Raw genomic sequence first — 16,545 nt, forward strand, 5'->3', positions numbered from 1 at the left:
CCTTGCCCGCCAGGAAGCGCAGCAAGGCCAGGAGGACGCCCGGCGCCGCGCTGCCGAGCAGCGCCTCGGCATCCTCGGCGGCTTCCAGCTGCAGGCGGGTCGTCATCCCGCCGGTGGTGGTGGCGAAGCTGCAGCACGGCATTCGGCACCAGGCCCGGCTGGGCGCGCGCCAGGAGCAGGTTGATTCGGCCCTCGGGCAAGGCGAGGCTCTGCCAGGAGAGTGGCGCCTGCAGCGGTCCCTCCGCACCGGTCGGCACCGCCTCGGCCACGCGGTCGATGCCCGGCACGTCCGGCAGCGCGAGGAGGACCAGGCGCGGCGACAAGGCGAGCAGGCCCGCGGATCGCGGCACCGCTTCGGGATGCGATGCCAGCGGCGGCCTCTGCGGCCGTACCGGGGAGGAGTGCTGCCGTCATGCTGCTGGGTTAGACTGCAGTCCTTGCCGGTCTCTGGATGCTGTCTAGCGCCACGCCGCGCCGCGAGTCAGACCCCGTAATGCGCGCGATACCAGGTGACGAAGGCGGCGACCCCGGTCTCGATCCCGGTGGAGGGGCGGTAGCCGGTGAGCGCCTGCAGCAGCGCGGTGTCAGCCCAGGTCTTCAGCACCTCGCCCGGCTGCATCGGCATGTAGTTGCGAACAGCTTCGCGGCCGCAGGCACGCTCGATCTCGGCGATGAAGTCGAGCAGCTGGACCGGCTGGGCATTGCCTATATTGACGATCCGGAAGGGGCCGGCTGGGCTCAGGCTGTCGCAGGCCGCCACCGGCTGACCGGCTGTCGGCACGCAATCCACCAGGCGCAGGATTGCGGTGACCAGGTCGTCGACATAGGTGAAGTCGCGTTCCATCCGGCCGTGGTTGTGAGATGTCGATGGCGCGGCCGCTTGAGAATCGCATCGGTGAACTTGAAGAAGGCCATGTCCGGCCGCCCCCAGGGCCCATAGACCGTGAAGAAGCGGAACATGGTCATCGGCTGCCGCCAGAGCGCAGCATAGGCGTGCGCCATCTGCTCGGTTGCCATCTTAGTTGCGGCGTAGATGTTCAGTGGCGAGGCCACCGCATCCGTCTCCCGGAACGGCATCGTGGTATTGGCGCCATAGGCCGAACTGGTGGAAGCCATCAGCAGATGCCGCACAGGCCGGGCCTTGCAGGCTTCCAGCAGGGCAGAAGCTGCCCTGGACATTGGCATGGATGTAGCTCTCGGGGTGTTCCAGGGCATAGCGCACGCCGGCCTGTGCGGCGAGATGGATGACCACCTCCGGCGCCTCGGCGGCCATCACCTCGGACAGGCGCGCCGCATCGGTCAGGTCGAAGAGATGAGGGGCGAAGCAGGGCTGGCGTTCAAGCTGCGCATGCCGCGCCTGCTTCAGCCGGACGTCGTAGTAGGGGACCATGGCATCGATGCCGGCGACGGCATGCCCGGCCTCGAGCAGCCGGCGGCAGGACATGGAACCCGATGAACCCGGCGCTGCCGGTGACCAGAACCTTCATTGACCGGCAATCCAAGCTGTAAGGCGCTTCAGATAGAGCCAGAACGCGACGGGACGAGAATTGCCGCCGCCGCCTTCCGCCGCTCAGCGGCCTTTAACGGAAATTCTCACTTCTTACGGAAACGTTATGAGCTGAGAATCGATCTGTGGTTGACGACCTCGCAGCTGATCCAGGCCTAAAAAACCATGCCAGATGCAAAACGATACTTAGACTATCAGCATCGAACGATCAGCGCGCCAGTCTCGCCCGATCATGCCCCGGGCTGGATCAGCGCGCTGGCAGACCGCTTCGCCACCCGCCGTGCCCGCGTCGCGGTAGTCGGCTTGGGCTATGCCGGGCTGCCGATGGCGCTCGCTCTGGCGGAAGCCGGCTTCGTCACGCTCGGACTGGATCAGGATGCCGCCAAGCTGGGCCGGCTTCAGGCGGGTGAGAGCGGCATGCGGCATGTGGGGCCGCAGGCGTTGGGTGCCGCGCTGCGGTCGAAGCGCTTCGCGGTCTCCGGCACCTGGGCCATGCTGGTCGAGGCCGATGCCGTGCTGATCTGCGTGCCGACTCCGCTGGGGCCGGACCGCCAGCCGGACCTCTCAGCGGTCGAGGCTGCGGCCCGCTCGCTTGCCTGGCACATGCGGCCAGGACAGCTTGTCGTGCTCGAATCCACCACCTGGCCCGGCACGACGCGCCAAGTGGTGCAGCCGATCCTGGAGTCGACCGGGCTGCGCTGCGGGGAGGACTTCTTCCTGGCCTATTCGCCGGAGCGCGAGGACCCGGGCAACACCGACTTCCGCACCGCCGGCATCCCGCGCGTGGTCGGCGGCGCCGACGCGGATGCGCTGCACCTGGCCGAGACGCTTTACGGCGCGGTGGTGGAGCGGGTCGTGCCGGTCGGTTCGTTGGAAGCGGCCGAGGCGGTGAAGCTGACCGAGAACGCCTTTCGTGCCGTCAACATCGCCCTGGCAAACGAGCTTAAGCTCGCCTTCGGCGCCATGGGTATCGACATCTGGGAAGTGGTGGCCGCCGCCGCCGGCAAGCCCTTCGGCTACATGCCCTTCTGGCCCGGCCCCGGAGTGGGCGGGCACTGCATTCCGGTCGATCCGGCCTACCTCGCCTGGAAAGCGCGGGCGGCGGGGGTGCCGGCCCGCTTCGTCAAGCTGGCGGGCGAGATCAATGCCGACATGCCCTTTCATGTGGCGACGGCGCTGGAGGCTGCGCTGCGGGCACGGCTGGGCAGGGGGATCGCCGGCAGCCGCATCTTGGTGCTGGGCGCCGCCTACAAGCCGGGCATCGAGGATGTACGGGAGAGTCCGGCGCTGCGGCTGATCGAGTTGATCGAGGCGCAGGGTGGCGCGGCGCCCTACCATGACCCGCTGGTGCCGGAACTGCCCAGCCTGCCGGAGCATCCTGGGCTGGCCGGGCGGCGATCCGTGTCCTGGGCGGAGGCGCTGGGCTGCGACGCCGCGCTGATCGTCACCGATCATGACGGGCTCGACTATGCCGGGCTGTGCGCCGCGATGCGGCTGGTTGTCGATACCCGGGACGCCTGCGCCCGCCGCGGCCTCCGCGGCCCCGGCATCGTCAAGGCCTGAGCCGGATTCCCCGAGCCGCCGCGGCAGCAGGACGCTGCGGCAGGCGTCCTACCGCGCGATCCCGCGCAGCGCGCCTTCCATGTCGTCGAGGATGCTGGCATCGTCGATGGTCGGCAGCACAATGTAGTCCTCACCATCGGCGATCTTCCGCAGAGTCGCACGCAGAATCTTACCGCTGCGGGTCTTTGGCAGCCGAGCCACCACGCGGGCATCCTTGAAGGCGGCGACCGGCCCGATCCGGTCTCGCACCAAGCCGACCAGTTCCCGGCAGATCGCCGCCTCGCCCTTGGCGACGCCGGATTTCAGCACCACTAGGCCAAGCGGCACTTGGCCCTTCAGGCTGTCCTTGACGCCGACCACGGCGCATTCGGCGACATCCGGATGGCCCGCCAGCACTTCCTCCATCGCCCCCGTGCTCAGCCGGTGGCCGGCGACGTTGATGATGTCGTCGGTCCGAGACATGACGGAGACATAGCCCTCAGCATCGACCACCCCGGCATCGGAGGTGTTGTACCAGCCGGGAAAGGTCTCGGTGTAGGAGACGCGGAAGCGGTCGTCGGCTTGCCACAGCGTCGGCAGGCAACCAGGCGGCAAGGGCAGCTTCACCGCCAGCGTGCCGGTTTCGCCGGGCGGCAGCCGCTGCCCGGCCTCGTCCAGTGCCGCCACGTCATAGCCGGGCGATGCCTTGCCGCCGCTGCCGAAGCGCGGCGCGAACAGGCCGAGGCCGCGGAAGTTGCCGGTGATCGCCCAGCCAGTCTCGGTCTGCCACCAGTGATCGATCACCGGCTTGCGAAGCATTGCCGCACACCACTCGGCGGTTGGCGGGTCGCAGCGCTCGCCGGCAAGGAACAGCGCCTCCAGCCTTGACAGGTCGTATTGCGCCAGCAGCCTGCCCTCGGGGTCGTCGCGCTTGATGGCGCGGATCGCCGTCGGCGCGGTAAACATCGCCTTCACTCCGTGCTGGGCGCAGACCCGCCAGAAGGTGCCCGCATCCGGCGTGCCGACCGGCTTGCCCTCAAACAGCACGGTCGTCGCGCCGGTCAGCAGCGGCGCGTAGACGATGTAGGAATGGCCGACCACCCAGCCGACATCGGAGGCGGTGAACATCACTTCGCCCGGCTCGACGCCGTAGAGCATGGCCATGGGATTGCGCAGCGCCACGGCATGCCCGCCATTGTCGCGCACCACGCCCTTCGGCTTGCCGGTCGTCCCGCTCGTGTAGAGGATATACAGCGGATCGGTCGCGGCGACGGAGACGCAGGCGACGGGCGCCGCGGCGGACTCGGCTTCCAGCCAGTCCTCGTCGCGGCCGGGAACCAGCGCGGCGAGGGCCTGTTCGCGTTGCAGCACCAGCACCGCATCCGGCTTGTGCGGTGATAGCGCGATCGCCGCATCGAGCAGCGGCTTGTAGGCGACGACGCGGCCGGGCTCGAGCCCACAGGACGCCGCAAGAATCACCTTCGGCCGGGCATCGGCGATGCGCGCCGCCAGCTCCACCGCGGCGAAGCCGCCGAAGACCACGGAATGCACCGCACCGAGCCGGGCGCAGGCCAGCATGCCGATCGCCGCCTCAGACACCATCGGCATATAGAGTACCACGCGGTCGCCGGCGCCGACGCCGCGGGCAGCGAGCGCACCGGCCAGCTTCGAGACCCGGCCGAGCAGCGCCGCATAGGTCAGCGTCTCGACTCGCCCCGTCATCGGGCTGTCCCAGATGATGGCGGGTTGTGCCCCGCGGCCGGCTGCCACATGGCGGTCAATGGCATTGTGGCAGGTGTTCAGCCGTGCATCCGGGAACCAGCGGCCATAGGGGCCGGAAGCGGGGTCGAAGATGCGGTCGGGTGCCTTGTCCCAGTCGATCCGCTGGGCCGCCGCGGCCCAATATGCGTCTGGGTCGGCTTGCCAGGCGGCGTAGCTGGTGGCGTAGCGGCTGTGGCCGTCGCTGGTCTGCATGGGTGCCTCCCGGACCGTCTCCCCGGCAAACTGGCAAGGCCCGGGGCGGGCGGCAAGCCGTTGCTGGGCGTGATGACGCGACCCGGCCAGGAGGGACTGGCGCGTCTCGCGCGGGGCCGTTAGGCGAGACCCGCTGGACCCGCATTGCGCTGGATCAATACGGCCTCGTCCGTGTTTGGTTTATGCTGCGATGCACCTAAACTCGCCGTAGGGAGGAAGCGACGTGGCAACATCGGAACAGGACCGCATACTCGGCAATCCGAAATTCCAGGAACTCGTGCGGACCCGCTCCAGCTTCGCCTGGACCCTCGCCGCGGTCATGCTGGCGATCTATCTTGGTTTCATCTTCCTGGTGGCCTTTGCGCACGACCTGATGGCGGCGAAGGTGGCCGGCGGCGCGACCTCGGTCGGCATCGTGCTGGGCCTGATCGTTATCGTCTCGGCTTTCCTGCTCACCGGGATCTACGTGCAGCGCGCCAATGGCCGTTTCGATGCGCTGACCCGCGACCTGCAGAAGGACATCGCCTGATGCGCCGGCTCAGTCTCGCCACGGTGGCCGGCCTCGTCGGCTTCCTCGGCACGCATGCGGTGGCCTGGGCGGCCGGCGCGGTCGACGGTGCGGTGGAGAAGCAGGGGCTGAACATCGCCGCCATCGGCATGTTCTTCCTCTTTGTCATCGGCACCCTGTTCATCACGTGATCGCGCCGCCGCCTCGACCAAATCGGCGGCGGATTTCTATGCCGCCGGCGGCGGCATCACCGGCTTCCAGAACGGCCTGGCGATCGCCGGCGACTACATGTCCGCAGCCTCCTTCCTCGGCATCTCCGGCCTGGTCTTCGCCTCCGGCTTCGACGGGCTGATCTACTCGATTGGTTTCCTGGTCGGCTGGCCGATTGTGCTGTTCCTGATCGCGGAGCGCCTGCGCAACCTCGGCAAGTTCACCTTCGCCGATGTCGCCTCCTTCCGGCTCGACCAGACCCAGATCCGCATCCTGTCGGCGACCGGCACGCTGGTGGTGGTGGCCTTCTACCTGATCGCCCAGATGGTCGGCGCGGGTAAGCTGATCCAGCTGCTCTTCGGCCTCGACTACCTCTATGCCGTGGTCATCGTCGGCGCGTTGATGATTGTCTACGTCGCCTTCGGTGGCATGAAGGCCACCACCTGGGTGCAGATCATCAAGGCCTGCCTGTTGCTCGGTGGCGCCACCTTCATGGCCTTCATGGTCATGCTCCACTTCGGCTTCAGCCCGGAGGCGATGTTCGCCGAGGCGGTGAAGGTGCATCCGAAGGGCGATGCCATCATGGCGCCCGGCGGCATGGTGGCCGATCCGGTCTCTGCCATTTCGCTCGGCCTGGCGCTGATGTTCGGCACCGCCGGCCTGCCGCATATCCTGATGCGCTTCTTCACCGTCTCCGACGCCAAGGCGGCGCGGAAGTCGGTGTTCTACGCGACCGGCTTCATCGCCTATTTCTACATCCTGACCTTCATCATCGGCTTCGGCGCCATCACCTTCCTGATGGTCGATCCGACCTACTACGCCGCGGGTCCGGGCGGCGTGATCAACAAGATCACCGGTATCCTGGGCGGCACCAACATGGCAGCCATCCACTTGGCCAATGCGGTCGGCGGCAGCCTCTTCCTCGGCTTCATCTCGGCAGTCGCCTTCGCCACCATCCTCGCGGTGGTTGCCGGCCTGACGCTCTCGGGCGCCTCGGCGGTCAGCCATGACCTGTACGCCGAGGTCATCGCCCGTGGCCGGACCAACGAGAGGAAGGAGGTCAACATCTCGAAGATCTCCGCCGTGGTGATCGGCATCGTCGCCATCATCCTGGGCTATGTCTTCGAGAACCAGAACGTCGCCTTCATGGTCGGCCTGGCCTTCGCCGTCGCCGCGAGCTGCAACTTCCCCGTCCTGCTGATGAGCACGATGTGGAAGGGGTGCACCACCCGCGGCGCCATGGTTGGCGGCTTTCTCGGGCTGCTCTCGGCGGTGGTGATGGTGGTTCTGTCCAAGGCGGTCTGGGTGCAGACGCTCGGCAACAAGACTGCCCTCTTCCCCTACGACAACCCCGCGCTGTTTTCGATGACCATCGCCTTCGTCGGCATCTGGGTGGTCTCGAAGCTGGACAGCAGCGCCCGCGCCAAGCGCGAGTTGGCCTCCTACGACGCGCAATACGTGCGGTCGGAGACGGGGATCGGCGCAGCCTCGGCACATATCCACTGAGACGACGCGGGCGGCCGGGTAACCGGCCGCCCGCACCTCCCTATGCCGAGCGCCTTCGACGCCAGCAACCCGCCTTTCGACCGGCTCACGCAAGAGCAGATCGGCGAAGCTCCGCGCATCCCTCGACATCGCTTACCTGCGGCCGGGCGAGGCGGTGCTGATTCCCGGGCAGCAGGCCGAGCACCTGCATGTCATCATCAAGGGCTCGATCGAGGTCCGCGATGGTGGCACGCTCAACGCCGTGCTCGGCCCGAAGGACGCCTTCGACAGCCGCGCCCTGGTGCATGGCGCGGCAGGCGAGGATTTCATCGCTGCCGAGGAGACGCTCTGCTACCTCATCCCACGCGCGGTGGTGTTGGGGCTGATTGCCCGCAATGCCGGCTTCGCCGCCTTCTTCTATTCCGAAGTTTCCGCCAAGCTCGACGCTTTCGCCCGTGCCCATCGGCAGGAGGGAATGGAGAGCGTGCTCCGTTCCAGGGTGCGGGAGGCAAGCCGCGGCCCGGCCATCGTGGTCCCGGGCGACGCGACGCTCGCCGAAGCCGCCGCCCGGATGCAGGACGCCAGCATCAACGCCGCCTATGTCCGCGAGGATGGGCGGACCGGTGTCGTCACCGGGATGAACCTGGCCAAGGCGGTGCTCCTGCAGCAGTTGCCGCTCGACACGCCGGTGCGACAGGTCTGCCATTTCGACGTCATCGCCGTCGACGCCGAGGATTTCATTTTCGAGGCGCTGCTGCTGATGACCCGCCATGACAAGCGCCGCGTAGCGGTGCGGACCGCGGGCGAGTTCACCGGCTTCCTCGAAGACATCCATATCCTTGGCCTCGTCGCGGGCAACTCCCAGCTCATCCCCGGCCGCATCGACCGAGCGCGGACAGTGGCGGACCTGGCCGGCCCGGCGCAGGATATCCAGGGCCAGGTGGAGCGGTTGCACCGCCAGGGCGTCAAGGTGGAGCAGATCGCCGAGATCACCTCCGACCTCAACCGTCGCCTCTTCGTCAAGCTTTTCGACCTGCTGGCGCCGCCCGCCATCCGTGCGCAGGGCTGCCTGATGATCATGGGGTCGGAGGGCCGCGGCGAGCAGACGGTCCGCACCGACCAGGACAACGGGCTGTTGCTGGATGGGCCAGTGCCGGCGGCGGAACTCGCCCAGTTCCGGGAAGCCTTCTCCGACGCCTTGGCCGGCTTCGGTTTCCCGCCCTGCCCGGGCAACGTCATGGTCCGCAACCCGCTCTGGTCGCAGCCGCTGGACGGGCTGCTGCGGCAGCTCCGGCACTGGATCATGGATCGCACGCCGGAGGCGACGCTGAACTTGGCGATCTTCTTCGATGCGGTCGCCGTCACCGGCCGCACCGGCCTGCTTGCCGAGGCCAAGCTGGCCCTGGGCGAGATGATGCGAGGCGAACGGGCGCTGATTGCCCGCTTCGCCAACCTGGTCGAGAGCTTTGAGACGCCCGGCCTCGGGGTGCTCTCGACCCTGATGGAGAAGGTCGGGGTCGCCGCCGATGCGATCGACATCAAGAAGGCCGGCATCTTTCCAATCGTCCATGGCATGCGCGCCATGGCGATGGACCGCGGCATCATGGCGACTTCCACGGCCGGACGGATCGAGGCGCTGGTCGGCGCCGGTGCCTTCAGCGCCAGCTTCGGCCAGGAGCTGCTCTCGGCGCTGCGAGTCTTCATGGAGTACCGGCTGCGGGCGCAGTTGGAAGCCGTCCGGCGCGGCGTGCTAGAGATGGAGGCGCTGGTGCTGCCTGGCAGCCTCTCGCCCACGGACCGCGATATCCTCCGCGACGCGCTACGGATCGTCCGGCAGTTCCGCGAAACGCTTCGCACCCGCTACAACCTGGCCGCCTTCGGATGAGCCGCGGGGCACTATGGCGGCTGTTCTACAGGGCCTCGCTCGGCGACCATGCCTACAAGTTCCTCTTTGAGCCGGGGCCGGAGGATGAGGCGGTGGCGCTCGACTGCGAGACCACCGGGCTCGATCCGCGGCGCGACGACATCGTCGCGGTCGCGGCAGTCCGCATCCGTGGCAACCGTATTCTGACCAGCGAACGCTTCGAGGCCTTCGTGCGGCCGGAGGACAGCCAGGCCGGGGCGGAGTCGATCAAGGTGCATCGCATCCGCCAGCGCGACGTGGCCGATGCGCTGCCCATGCGGAAGATCTTGCCGGAGCTGCTGCGCTTCATCGGCGGCCGGCCGCTGGTCGGCTACTATATCGATTTCGACGTCCGCATGCTGGACAAGTATGCGATGGACCTGATCGAGGTGAAGCTGCCCAATCCGCAGATCGAGGTCAGCGCGCTTTACTACGAGCGCAAATACGGCAATGCGCCGCCCGGGACGGTCTTCGACCTGCGCTTCGACAACATCCTGAGCGATCTCGGCATTCCGCCGCTGGCGGCGCATGACGCGCTGAACGACGCAGTGATGGCGGGGATGGCCTATCTTACCTTGCGCGACATGAAGACACGTGGCGCCCGCATCCGGCGCGAGCGCATGGGGCAGGGACCGCCGCCACCGACCGGTGGATAAGGCGGGCAAAGGAAAAGGCGCCGGGGTTGCCCCCGGCGCCTCGTTTCGTGTGGCGTTTCGTCTTACGCCTTGTCTTCGGCGTAGATGTCGACGTCCTTGGTTTCGGGCACGAAAAACAGGCCGATCACCACGGTGGCGAGGGCGATGACGATCGGGTACCACAAGCCGAAATAAACGTCGCCGGTCTGCGCGATCATGGCGAAGGAGGTCGCCGGCAGCAGGCCGCCGAACCAGCCGTTTCCGATGTGGTAGGGCAGCGACATCGAGGTATAGCGGATCCGGGTGGGGAAGAGCTCCACCAGCGCCGCGGCAATCGGGCCATAGACCATGGTCACGTAGATCACAAGAAGGGTGAGGATGCCGACCAGCACCGCCGGCTGCTCGCGGAAGATGTCGAAGGGGTTCGACATCTTCACGACCGTCGGGTTGGAGGCCGCCGGATAGCCCGCCGCGGTCAAGGCCTTGCCGAGATCGGCGGCGAAGGTTGGACTGTCGGCCGGGATCACCTGGCCGCCCTGGATGCGCACCGCGGCGACCGCGCCGGGCACATTCTCGACCGAGTAGTTGACCGAGGCGCGGGCGAGAGCGGCCTTCGCCAGGTCGCAGGGCTCGGTGAACTTCGCAGTGCCGGTCGGGTTGAACTGGAAGGAGCAGCTCGACCGGTCGGTGACCACCTGGACCGAGATCTCGCTGTGGGCCTTGGACAGGGCCGGGTTGGCCTCGTGGCTCATCAGCTTGAACAGCGGGAAGTAGGTCAGCGCCGCCAGCAAGCAGCCGCCGAGGATGATCGGCTTGCGGCCGACCTTGTCCGACAGCCAACCGAACAGGACGAACCCGCCCGAGCCCAGTAGCAGCGACCAAGCGATCAGCATGTTCGTGGTGAAGGGATCGACCTTCAGCACCGTGCCCATGAAGAAGAGCGCATAGAACTGGCCAGTGTACCACACTACCGCTTGGCCCATGACCAAGCCGAGTAGCGCCAGCAAGGCGATCTTGGCGTTTTTCCACTGGCCGAAAGCTTCGGCGATCGGTGCCTTCGAATGGGTGCCTTCAGCCTTCATCTTCTTGAAGGCCGGGCTTTCCTCCATCTGCAGGCGAGATCCAGACCGAGATGCCGAGCAGCGCGATCGACAGCAGGAAGGGTACCCGCCAGCCCCAGGTCTTGAAGGCGTCTGGGCCCACCGCAAGTTGGGTGAAGAGGATGACCAGCAGCGACAGGAACAGGCCGGCAGTCGCGGTGATCTGTATGAAGGAGGTATAGAAGCCGCGTCGGCCATGCGGCGCGTGTTCCGCCACATAGGTCGCTGCGCCGCCATGCTCGCCCCCGAGCGCCAGGCCCTGCAGCAGGCGCAGGGCGATGAGGACGATCGGCGCGATGATCCCGATGCTGTCCGAGGTCGGCAGGATGCCGACCACGAAGGTGCTGCCGCCCATGATCAGGATGGTCACGAGGAAGGTATATTTGCGTCCAACCAGGTCACCCAACCGACCGAAGACCAGGGCGCCGAAGGGGCGCACCAGGAAGCCCGCGGCAAAGGCCAGCAGGGCGAAGATGTTGCGGGTGCTCTCCGGAAACTGGCTGAAGAAGTTGGCGCCGATGACCGCCGCGAGCGACCCGTAGAGATAGAAATCGTACCATTCGAACACCGTGCCGAGCGAGGAGGCCAGGATGACCTTCCTCTCCTCGCGGCTCATGGGACGCGTCTTTTGGTCCGTATTCATTGTTGCTACTTGACTGGCCATTCCTCGCCCCTGTCAACGATCTTACGCGTCGAACCAGCCCAACGACCAACCCGTGCGCCAAAGCAGAGGCCAGCGCAATTTCGGGGCGTGATTTCAGGGCAGGCACGACACCTGAGCGCTAATCAGAACGCTGATGCACCGTCAATCTGCTTTCCGCCAAAAGGATAGAAATAATCGGATGAAGCATGGTCCGGGAGAGTTTGCCGAGTTTTCGGCTACTCGAACCGGACGCTGACCCGGCCGAGCCGGCCGAAGGAGGCGTGCAGGTCCAGTCCCGCCTGTGGCTCGAGCGACTCGCCCAGCAGCGCCACCAGGAAGGACCCGCGCGGCAGCCCGCCGGCCCGCCGCGCCGCCAGTGCCGCCGCCATCATGGCTTCCTCGAGGTCCACTTCCTCCCCGCGGCGCCAAGTTCCAACCGGCGCGAGCGATATGCGCAGGCGCATTGGCAGCATCCGCTTGGCCTTGCCACGGACGATGAAGCCAAGTCCGGCCAGGTCCGCTGCAGCCAGTGCGCCGGTGGATGGCGGCTCGGGGAGGCGCCAGCTGGCGATATCGACGGCGGGGTGGAGGGCGGCGAAGTCGGCGTCTCGTCGCCGCGCCGCGGCAGGTCCGCAGCCAGTTCGCCGACTACGGCGGCGCTGACGCGCGGATGGCGCAGCTTCGACATGGATACACTGGTGCCTTCCTTCAGCAGGCGCTCCTCCAGTACCGGGCCGGGCACCGGTCGGCCATTGGTCGGGCTGGCCAAGCGCAGGCCGCAGGCGGAAAGGTCCAGCATATCAAGGACACGGGCAGCGATCCGCTGCCCGTCCAGCATGCTGCGTGGCATCGCGAAGGGGGCAGCGGAGCGTCCAGAACTACCGGTCCGCACCGCATCCGCCAGCCATCTTGCTGCGCTGTCACGCAGGGCTGCATCCATCGGTCGTCCTTCCCCAGTGGCGACGCCCGCGATAGCCACCAGCGCCGGGCCTCGGGATACACCGCCCGGTCGCACTGGTGACACATTCCTGCCGCGACCGATTCGGCAGTCTCGGTCTGCGCCGAAACCGGGATTGATACATCCTGGTTTCGGCGGTGCCGCTGGCGATGACTGGATAATAGGGCCGCGAGACGCGCGACTGGCTGGGGAAGCTTGGCCGGGACCGCCGCTACTTGGTCACGAAGGCCTTTTCGACGACATAGGTGCCGGCTCGCTGTTCGAACCCTCGATGAAGCCCCGCGCTTCGAGCAGCGCCTTGACGTCGGCATTCATTGCCTCGGAGCCGCAGAGCATGATCCGATCATGCTCGGGCGAGAGAGCGGCGAGGCCGAGATCGGCGCAGACCTTGCCGCTTTCCAGCAGCGTCGTGACGCGGCCTTGTGTCGGAAATGCTTCCCGCGTCACGGTCGGGTAGTACAGCAGCTTGCCTCGCAGCATTTCGCCCAGGAACTCATGCGTCGGCAGCTCGGTGCCGATATAATCGTGGTAGGCGAGTTCCTTGACTTCCCGCACGCCGTGCATGAGCACGACATGCTCATAGCGCTCATAGACTTCGGGTTCGCGGATCAGCGACATGAAGGGGGCGATGCCGGTGCCGGTCGAAACCATCCAAAGCGTTTTGCCGGGCAGCAGGTTCTCGACCAGCAGGGTGCCGGTCGGCTTCCTGCCAATCAACACCGTGTCGCCAACCTTGATATGCTGAAGACGCGAGGTGAGCGGGCCGTTCTGCACCTTGATGGAGAGGAATTCGAGTTCCTCCTCCCAGGGCGGGCTGACCATGGAGTAGGCCCGCACCAGCGGCTTGCCGTCCACCATCAGGCCAATCATGGCGAACTGGCCGGCGACAAAGCGCAGGGCCGGGTCGCGTGTGCAGCGGAAGGAGAACTGCTTGTCGGTCCAATGATGGACCCAGGTCACCGTCTCACCATAGAAGGCGGGCGGGATGGCGGGCTTCGCAGGGGCGAGGGGCAGGGCGTCCATGGCGAGCCTAAATGCGGAACTGCGCGCCGCAGCGCAACAGGATATGGCGCAATCCTGACCTGCATCAGTGTCGGCGAAGGCAGAGCACTGGCGAGCAGCCGACACATCAGGTGTTTTATGGCGGCCAGATTTATGATAGATTAAAACCAGTCCATTAAAGGAGAGGCTAACATGCCCGCCATTGAGCTCACCGAGGCCGTTGCCTGGGCCTTGATCATTGGCGGCGTCGCCTTTGCGGCTCTGGAGCGGCGGGGCGGCCTGCCCGCCGCAGCAGTGACCGCCACGCTGGCCGCGCTGGCTACCAAGACAATGCTGCTGGGCTGACGGTCGAGCGCTCGGCCGACGCCACGACCGGCGATCGCGCATGGGCGCCGGTTTTACTTGGCAGCAAAGTTGCAACATCCTGCCATCGGCAGGCGGGATGGGATGACGATGACCGAAGCTCCGGGTTTTGGTGACCTGACCGACACGGTCAGCGCCTTCGTGCCGGGACCGCGGGTGGAGCGCCGCGGCGCCGCGTCCGGCCCGCTGGCCGGGCTCAGCTTCGCGGTGAAGGATTTGTACGACGTCGCCGGCACGCCGACGACCTATGGCAACCCGGACTGGGCCCGGACCCATCCGGTCGCCGCCGCCGATGCGCCGGTGGTCCAGGCTTTGCTGCAGGCTGGCGGCTTCCTGCGCGGCAAGACCAAAACGGTCGAACTCGCCTATGGGCTCACCGGGGAGAATGTCTGGCACGGCACGCCGCTGGATCCCGCAGCACCGGATCGCTTCCCCGGTGGTTCCTCCTGCGGCTCGGCCGCCGCCGTCGCGGCCGGGTTGGTCGATTTCGCCATGGGGTCGGATACCGGCGGCTCGGTGCGCATCCCGGCCAGCTATTGCGGCATCTTCGGCATCCGCCCTTCCTGGGGAGCGGTCAGCCTTGCCGGCGCCTGCGGCCTCGGCCCCAGCTTCGACACCGCCGGTTGGTTCGCTGCGCGCGCCAGCGTGCTGGCGCAGGTCGGCGAGGTGCTGCTGCCGGAGGACACCGCGCCTGGCGCCCGGCTCGGCCCGCTGCTGAAGGTGGAGGCAGCCTGGATGAATGCGCTGCCCTCCACCGTGCTCGCCTTGACCGATGCCTTGCAGGCGCTGGAGGGGTTGCTCGGCCGCACCGCGCGCGTCGACCTGGCGCCTGAGGGACTGGCCACCCTGTATGAAAGCTTCCGCTGCGCGCAGGCGGAGGAAGCCTGGGCGACGCTCGGCAGTTGGGTCGCCGCCATCGGGCCGCGCTTCGGGCCCGGCGTGCAGGAACGCTTCGACGCCGCCCGCACCATGCCGCCGGAGAAGGCCGCTGCCGGGCGGGCCTTCCGCCGAGTGTTCCAGGCCCGGATGCGCGCGCTGCTGGCAGGTGGCGCGGTGCTGGTCTTCCCGACCAGCCCGGCCCCGGCGCCGAAGCTGACCGCGAGCCTGGCGGACCAGAATGCGGTGCGGGAACTGACCATGGGCGTCAGCGCCATCTCCGGCCTGGCGGGGCTCTGCGAGGTCTCGATTCCGGCCGGGCGGGATGGCGGCGCCCCGGTCGGGCTCTCGCTGGTCGCCGCGCCGGGGCGCGACCGTGCCTTGCTGTCCTTGGCGGCGCGGCTGTCCGAGGCAACCGGCTTGCCTGGCTGACGTGCTTGTCGCTGAGGAAGCCGGCCGCTACAGCTTGCCTGGACAGGTCGGTCAGTACGAGGACGCTTGCATGCACATCCGCGACGCCGTGGAGGCCGACCTTCCGGCCATCACCGCCATCTACGCGCATCATGTGCTGCACGGCACCGGCACCTTCGAGGAAGTTCCGCCGACCGAGGCGGAGATGGCGGCTCGCTTCGCGGAAGGCCAGGCGCGCGGCTGGGCCTGGCTGGTGGCGGAGGGCGAGGGGCTGCCGGGCGAGGCGCCCGGGCTGATCGGCTATGCCTATATCGCCCAGTTCCGCAACCGCTCCGCCTATCGCTTCGCCGCGGAGAACAGCGTCTATGTCCGCAACGACGTCCGCGGCATGGGGGTCGGCAAGGCTCTTGTCGCGGCGCTGATTGCGCGGGCCGAGGCGGCCGGCTTCCGGCAAATGTTCGCGGTGATTGGCGACAGCGACAATGTCGGCTCGATCGGCCTGCACCTGTCGTTGGGCTTCCAGCGTGCCGGGGTGCTGAAGGCGGCCGGGGTGAGAATCCGGCCGCTGGCTGGACGTGGTGTTCATGCAGCGCAGCATCGGTGCCGGCGACCGCGACGTCCCGGGCTGAGGCAGGCAGGGTCGATGGCCAAGTGGCTGCCAGAATCCGAAAGAGAGATGAGGGGGGGCGGGTAGAATACTTTCGTCCCGCTCCTCCGTGTTCCGCCGGTGCGTCAGACGGTCAGCAGGCGCCGCACCGCATCGTCGTCCAGCTCGCCGACAGGGCCGCCTAACGCCATCTCGCCGCGCACCATGACCGCGATGCGGTCGGCCAGCTCGCGGGCGAATCCGTAGTACTGCTCAACCAGCACCACCGCGAAGTTCTTCTCGCGCGCCAGCAGGCGAATGACCCGGGCAATGTCTTTGATGACGCTCGGCTGGATGCCCTCGGTCGGCTCGTCGAGGATAAGCAGGCGCGGCCGCGCGGTCAGCGCCCGGGCGATCGCCAGCTGCTGCTGCTGGCCGCCTGATAGATCGCCGCCGCGCCGCTTCAGGAACTGCTTGAGGATTGGGAAGAGCGCGTAGATTTCCGCCTCCGGCACCCTGCTGCCCCGGGGTGCCGCGGCGAGCGCCGTCTCGATGTTTTCCTGCACGGTCAGGAAGGGAAAGATCTCGCGGCCCTGCGGCACATAACCGATACCGGCCCGGGCTCGATCGGCCGGCGCCATGCCGGCGATGTCCCTGCCTTCCCACATGATCCGGCCGGACTGCACGCGTTCCAGCCCGACGATCGCCCGCATCAGGCTCGACTTGCCGACACCATTGCGGCCAAGCACGCAGGTGATCCTGCCGGGATCGGCTTCCAGCGAGACGCTGCGCAGGCAGCGGGAGGCCCCGTAGGAGAGGTCGATGGTCTCAACGCGGAGCAT

General features: G+C 67.4%; 16 protein-coding genes and 2 pseudogenes. 9 read left to right on the top strand and 9 right to left on the bottom strand.

From position 1 onward, the window contains the following. Positions 1 to 481: 481 nt before the first annotated feature. Genes ACQ86J_RS34465 through ACQ86J_RS34475 form a run of 3 tightly spaced genes read right to left on the bottom strand, consistent with a single transcriptional unit; the run spans position 482 to position 1,444 of the window. Positions 482 to 844, bottom strand: a complete 363-nt coding sequence (locus ACQ86J_RS34465; protein ID WP_431272773.1) for a hypothetical protein — start codon at positions 842 to 844, stop codon at positions 482 to 484. Next, entirely contained in the window at positions 739 to 1,116 is a 378-nt protein-coding gene (locus ACQ86J_RS34470) for an NAD-dependent epimerase/dehydratase family protein (RefSeq protein ID WP_431269048.1), read from the bottom strand. The genes ACQ86J_RS34465 and ACQ86J_RS34470 overlap by 106 nt, the downstream gene beginning before the upstream one ends. Further along, positions 1,019 to 1,444 carry a GDP-mannose 4,6-dehydratase gene (locus tag ACQ86J_RS34475; RefSeq protein ID WP_431269049.1) on the bottom strand — a complete coding sequence of 142 codons (426 nt, stop codon included), beginning with the start codon at positions 1,442 to 1,444 and terminating at the stop codon, positions 1,019 to 1,021. Before ACQ86J_RS34475 ends, ACQ86J_RS34470 begins: the two co-directional genes overlap by 98 nt. A 366-nt stretch (positions 1,445 to 1,810) precedes the next feature. Here ACQ86J_RS34475 and ACQ86J_RS34480 point away from each other — a divergent pair, with 366 nt between their 5' ends. After that, positions 1,811 to 3,070 (top strand): nucleotide sugar dehydrogenase, encoded by a 1,260-nt coding sequence (locus tag ACQ86J_RS34480; RefSeq protein ID WP_431269050.1) that lies wholly within the window; start codon positions 1,811 to 1,813, stop codon positions 3,068 to 3,070. Between the two features lie 48 nt (positions 3,071 to 3,118). On the opposite strand, the gene ACQ86J_RS34485 is transcribed toward ACQ86J_RS34480, so the two are convergent. After that, on the bottom strand, positions 3,119 to 5,023 hold the full coding sequence (locus ACQ86J_RS34485; protein WP_431269051.1) for an AMP-binding protein: 1,905 nt from the start codon (positions 5,021 to 5,023) through the stop codon (positions 3,119 to 3,121). Between the two features lie 223 nt (positions 5,024 to 5,246). On the opposite strand from ACQ86J_RS34485, the gene ACQ86J_RS34490 reads away from it, so the two are divergent. The 5 genes from ACQ86J_RS34490 (at position 5,247) to ACQ86J_RS34510 (ending at position 9,785) form a co-directional block, all read left to right on the top strand. Further along, a complete protein-coding gene (locus ACQ86J_RS34490) occupies positions 5,247 to 5,552 on the top strand; it encodes a DUF485 domain-containing protein (protein ID WP_431269052.1) in 306 nt (101 codons plus the stop codon). Continuing rightward, on the top strand, positions 5,552 to 5,722 hold the full coding sequence (locus ACQ86J_RS34495) for a hypothetical protein (protein ID WP_431269053.1): 171 nt from the start codon (positions 5,552 to 5,554) through the stop codon (positions 5,720 to 5,722). Before ACQ86J_RS34490 ends, ACQ86J_RS34495 begins: the two co-directional genes overlap by 1 nt. Continuing rightward, on the top strand, positions 5,694 to 7,247 hold the full coding sequence (locus ACQ86J_RS34500) for a cation acetate symporter (RefSeq protein ID WP_431269054.1): 1,554 nt from the start codon (positions 5,694 to 5,696) through the stop codon (positions 7,245 to 7,247). Before ACQ86J_RS34495 ends, ACQ86J_RS34500 begins: the two co-directional genes overlap by 29 nt. Before the next feature lie 154 nt (positions 7,248 to 7,401). After that, positions 7,402 to 9,111 (top strand): DUF294 nucleotidyltransferase-like domain-containing protein, encoded by a 1,710-nt coding sequence (locus ACQ86J_RS34505; RefSeq protein WP_431269055.1) that lies wholly within the window; start codon positions 7,402 to 7,404, stop codon positions 9,109 to 9,111. Then, a complete protein-coding gene (locus tag ACQ86J_RS34510) occupies positions 9,108 to 9,785 on the top strand; it encodes a 3'-5' exonuclease (RefSeq protein WP_431269056.1) in 678 nt (225 codons plus the stop codon). The genes ACQ86J_RS34505 and ACQ86J_RS34510 overlap by 4 nt, the downstream gene beginning before the upstream one ends. A gap of 62 nt (positions 9,786 to 9,847) precedes the next feature. Here ACQ86J_RS34510 and ACQ86J_RS34515 read toward each other — a convergent pair whose 3' ends face one another. The 4 genes and pseudogenes from ACQ86J_RS34515 to ACQ86J_RS34530 form a co-directional block, all read right to left on the bottom strand. Further along, complete coding sequence (locus ACQ86J_RS34515; RefSeq protein WP_431269057.1) at positions 9,848 to 10,873, bottom strand: MFS transporter; 1,026 nt, start codon at positions 10,871 to 10,873, stop codon at positions 9,848 to 9,850. After that, on the bottom strand, positions 10,836 to 11,480 hold the full coding sequence (locus ACQ86J_RS34520) for an MFS transporter (RefSeq protein ID WP_431269058.1): 645 nt from the start codon (positions 11,478 to 11,480) through the stop codon (positions 10,836 to 10,838). Before ACQ86J_RS34520 ends, ACQ86J_RS34515 begins: the two co-directional genes overlap by 38 nt. Before the next feature lie 263 nt (positions 11,481 to 11,743). Then, positions 11,744 to 11,971 (bottom strand): hypothetical protein, encoded by a 228-nt coding sequence (locus ACQ86J_RS34525; protein WP_431269059.1) that lies wholly within the window; start codon positions 11,969 to 11,971, stop codon positions 11,744 to 11,746. A gap of 705 nt (positions 11,972 to 12,676) precedes the next feature. After that, positions 12,677 to 13,488 (bottom strand): annotated as a pseudogene (locus ACQ86J_RS34530) (ferredoxin--NADP reductase). A 171-nt stretch (positions 13,489 to 13,659) separates the two neighbouring features. On the opposite strand from ACQ86J_RS34530, the gene ACQ86J_RS34535 reads away from it, so the two are divergent. From ACQ86J_RS34535 to ACQ86J_RS34545, 3 genes and pseudogenes are all read left to right on the top strand, one after another. After that, on the top strand, positions 13,660 to 13,812 hold the full coding sequence (locus ACQ86J_RS34535) for a hypothetical protein (protein ID WP_431269060.1): 153 nt from the start codon (positions 13,660 to 13,662) through the stop codon (positions 13,810 to 13,812). A 108-nt stretch (positions 13,813 to 13,920) separates the two neighbouring features. Beyond that, positions 13,921 to 15,138, top strand: coding sequence for an amidase (locus ACQ86J_RS34540; protein WP_431269061.1), 1,218 nt, complete (start codon positions 13,921 to 13,923; stop codon positions 15,136 to 15,138). Between the two features lie 70 nt (positions 15,139 to 15,208). Next, positions 15,209 to 15,746 (top strand): annotated as a pseudogene (locus tag ACQ86J_RS34545) (GNAT family N-acetyltransferase). 103 nt (positions 15,747 to 15,849) lie between these two features. Here ACQ86J_RS34545 and urtE read toward each other — a convergent pair. After that, positions 15,850 to 16,545, bottom strand: coding sequence for an urea ABC transporter ATP-binding subunit UrtE (urtE, locus tag ACQ86J_RS34550; RefSeq protein ID WP_431269062.1), 696 nt, complete (start codon positions 16,543 to 16,545; stop codon positions 15,850 to 15,852).

The sequence above is a fragment of the Dankookia sp. P2 genome, assembly GCF_050632255.1.
Classification (GTDB): Bacteria; Pseudomonadota; Alphaproteobacteria; order Acetobacterales; family Acetobacteraceae; genus Paracraurococcus.